This window comes from Neisseria sp. P0001.S007 (assembly GCF_051963655.1).
Classification (GTDB): domain Bacteria; phylum Pseudomonadota; class Gammaproteobacteria; order Burkholderiales; family Neisseriaceae; genus Neisseria; species Neisseria subflava_A.
Window position 1 is genome coordinate 1 of the sequence record NZ_JBQCUB010000020.1, and the last position, 3,478, is coordinate 3,478.

A 3,478-nucleotide genomic window follows, 5' to 3' on the forward strand; every position below is an offset into this window, starting at 1 on the left:
AAAAACAGCCGAAAACCTGTGTTTAGGTTTCGGCTGTTGGGGGAAAGGAATTTTGCAAAGGTCTCAGGCCGTCTGAATGTTTCAGACGGCCTTTGTTTCTAAAATTTAGGCATAAATTGGAAAACACCAAACTTTATCAGTCATTTGCTTGACTAAACCCTTGCAATAAAAATATAATTCCAATCTTGTCGACATGGTGTCGGCAAGTATTTAACTCAACAGGACGAGAAAATATGCCAACTATTAACCAATTGGTACGCAAAGGCCGTCAAAAGCCTGTGTACGTAAACAAAGTGCCTGCACTGGAAGCTTGCCCGCAAAAACGTGGCGTATGCACCCGTGTATACACAACTACCCCTAAAAAACCTAACTCTGCATTGCGTAAAGTATGTAAAGTTCGCTTGACTAACGGTTTTGAAGTAATTTCATACATCGGCGGTGAAGGTCACAACTTGCAAGAGCACAGCGTCGTATTGATTCGCGGCGGTCGTGTAAAAGACTTACCAGGTGTACGTTACCACACTGTACGCGGTTCTTTGGATACTGCAGGCGTTAAAGACCGTAAACAAGCCCGTTCTAAATACGGTGCTAAGCGTCCTAAATAATTATCGGGACTCAAATAGGCACGTCGGCCGCCTAAGCTGAACAACGGCCGAGTAAGTGAATACTCAATTGGGTATTCATGGGAATTGACCCAACTGAATAGATTAAAGGAAATTAAAATGCCAAGACGTAGAGAAGTCCCTAAGCGCGACGTACTGCCAGATCCTAAATTCGGCAGCGTTGAGCTGACTAAATTCATGAACGTATTGATGATTGACGGTAAGAAATCTGTTGCAGAACGTATCGTTTACGGTGCGCTGGAACAAATTGAGAAAAAAACCGGCAAAGTAGCAATCGAAGTATTTAACGAAGCCATTGCAAACGCCAAACCTATCGTGGAAGTGAAAAGCCGCCGTGTAGGTGGTGCAAACTACCAAGTTCCTGTTGAAGTTCGTCCTTCACGTCGTCTGGCTTTGGCAATGCGCTGGGTTCGCGACGCGGCCCGTAAACGTGGTGAGAAATCTATGGACCTGCGTTTGGCGGGTGAATTGATTGATGCGGCTGAAGGTCGTGGCGGTGCGTTGAAAAAACGTGAAGAAGTACACCGCATGGCTGAAGCAAACAAAGCATTCTCTCACTTCCGTTTTTAATATCGAAAGGCTAACAAAATGGCTCGTAAGACCCCTATCAGCCTGTATCGCAATATCGGTATTTCTGCCCATATTGACGCGGGTAAAACAACCACAACAGAACGTATTTTGTTCTATACAGGTTTGACTCACAAATTGGGCGAAGTGCATGACGGCGCAGCTACTACCGACTACATGGAACAAGAGCAAGAGCGTGGTATTACCATTACTTCTGCTGCTGTGACTTCTTATTGGTCCGGTATGGCGAAACAGTTCCCTGAGCACCGTTTCAACATCATCGACACCCCGGGACACGTTGACTTTACCGTAGAGGTAGAGCGTTCTATGCGTGTATTGGACGGCGCGGTAATGGTTTACTGTGCAGTAGGCGGTGTTCAACCTCAATCTGAAACCGTATGGCGTCAAGCTAACAAATACCAAGTACCTCGCTTGGCATTTGTAAATAAAATGGACCGTCAAGGTGCCAACTTCTTCCGCGTTGTTGAGCAAATGAAAACCCGTTTGCGCGCAAACCCAGTACCTATCGTGATTCCGGTTGGTGCGGAAGACAGCTTCAGCGGTGTTGTTGACCTGTTGAAAATGAAATCCATTATTTGGAATGAAGCCGATAAAGGTACAACCTTTACCTATGGCGATATTCCTGCTGAATTGGTTGAGACTGCTGAAGAATGGCGTCAAAACATGATTGAAGCCGCAGCTGAAGCCAGCGAAGAATTGATGGACAAATACTTGGGCGGTGATGAGCTGACTGAAGAAGAAATCGTAGGCGCATTGCGTCAACGTACTTTGGCCGGTGAAATTCAACCAATGTTGTGCGGTTCAGCATTTAAAAACAAAGGTGTTCAACGTATGTTGGATGCAGTTGTAGAATTGCTGCCTGCTCCTACCGACATTCCTCCAGTTCAAGGTGTTAACCCTAACACTGAAGAAGCTGACAGCCGTCAAGCCAGCGATGAAGAGAAATTCTCTGCATTGGCGTTCAAAATGTTGAATGATAAATACGTTGGTCAATTGACTTTCATCCGCGTTTACTCTGGTGTTGTGAAATCCGGTGATACCGTATTGAACTCAGTAAAAGGTACTCGCGAACGTATCGGTCGTCTGGTGCAAATGACTGCTGCAGACCGTACTGAAATTGAAGAAGTACGCGCTGGTGATATTGCAGCTGCGATCGGTCTTAAAGACGTTACCACTGGTGAAACCCTGTGTGCTGAAAGCGCACCAATCATCTTGGAACGCATGGAATTCCCTGAGCCGGTAATTCACATTGCTGTTGAACCAAAAACCAAAGCCGACCAAGAGAAAATGGGTATCGCCCTGAACCGTCTGGCGAAAGAAGACCCTTCTTTCCGCGTTCGTACAGACGAAGAATCCGGTCAAACCATTATTTCCGGTATGGGTGAATTGCACTTGGAAATTATTGTTGATCGTATGAAACGCGAATTCGGTGTGGAAGCTAACATTGGTGCGCCGCAAGTTGCATACCGTGAAACTATCCGCAAAGAAGTTGAAGCTGAATACAAACACGCTAAACAATCCGGTGGTAAAGGTCAATACGGTCACGTTGTGATCAAAATGGAACCTATGGAGCCGGGTGGTGCAGGTTACGAATTTATCGACGAAATTAAAGGTGGTGTGATTCCTCGCGAATTCATTCCGTCTGTCGATAAAGGTATCCGCGATACCCTGCCTAACGGTATCGTTGCAGGTTACCCAGTAGTTGACGTACGCGTACGTTTGATCTTCGGTTCTTCACACGACGTTGACTCCTCTCAACTGGCGTTCGAATTGGCTGCTTCTCAAGCCTTTAAAGAAGGTATGCGTAAAGCCAATCCTGCTCTGCTTGAGCCAATCATGGCAGTTGAAGTGGAAACCCCTGAAGAATACATGGGTGACGTAATGGGCGACTTGAACCGTCGTCGTGGCGTTGTATTGGGTATGGATGATGACGGTATCGGCGGTAAAAAAGTCCGTGCCGAAGTACCTCTGGCAGAAATGTTCGGTTACTCAACCGACCTGCGTTCTGCAACCCAAGGTCGCGCTACTTACTCCATGGAGTTCAAAAAATACGCTGAAGCTCCTGCTCACGTAGCTGCTGCTGTAACTGAAGCCCGCAAAGGCTAATCAGAAAAGACCGTCTGAAACTGAAAATAAATTTTCAGACGGCCATTGTTCTTTAATCGATCTTTATATGTAAAGGAATTAGCTCATGGCTAAGGAAAAATTTGAACGTAGCAAACCGCACGTAAACGTTGGCACCATCGGTCACGTTGACCATGGTAAAA

At 46.1% G+C, this 3,478-nt stretch carries 3 protein-coding genes; all 3 read left to right on the forward strand.

Going from position 1 to position 3,478, the window contains the following annotated elements; genetic code table 11:
- The first annotated feature begins 233 nt into the window (after positions 1 to 233).
- On the forward strand, positions 234 to 605 hold the full coding sequence (gene rpsL, locus ACTHRE_RS10995) for a 30S ribosomal protein S12 (protein WP_002218431.1): 372 nt from the start codon (positions 234 to 236) through the stop codon (positions 603 to 605).
- A 117-nt stretch (positions 606 to 722) separates the two neighbouring features.
- A complete protein-coding gene (rpsG, locus tag ACTHRE_RS11000) occupies positions 723 to 1,193 on the forward strand; it encodes a 30S ribosomal protein S7 (RefSeq protein ID WP_002240962.1) in 471 nt (156 codons plus the stop codon).
- A gap of 18 nt (positions 1,194 to 1,211) precedes the next feature.
- Positions 1,212 to 3,317, forward strand: a complete 2,106-nt coding sequence (gene fusA / locus ACTHRE_RS11005) for an elongation factor G (protein WP_036491326.1) — start codon at positions 1,212 to 1,214, stop codon at positions 3,315 to 3,317.
- Positions 3,318 to 3,478: the final 161 nt, after the last annotated feature.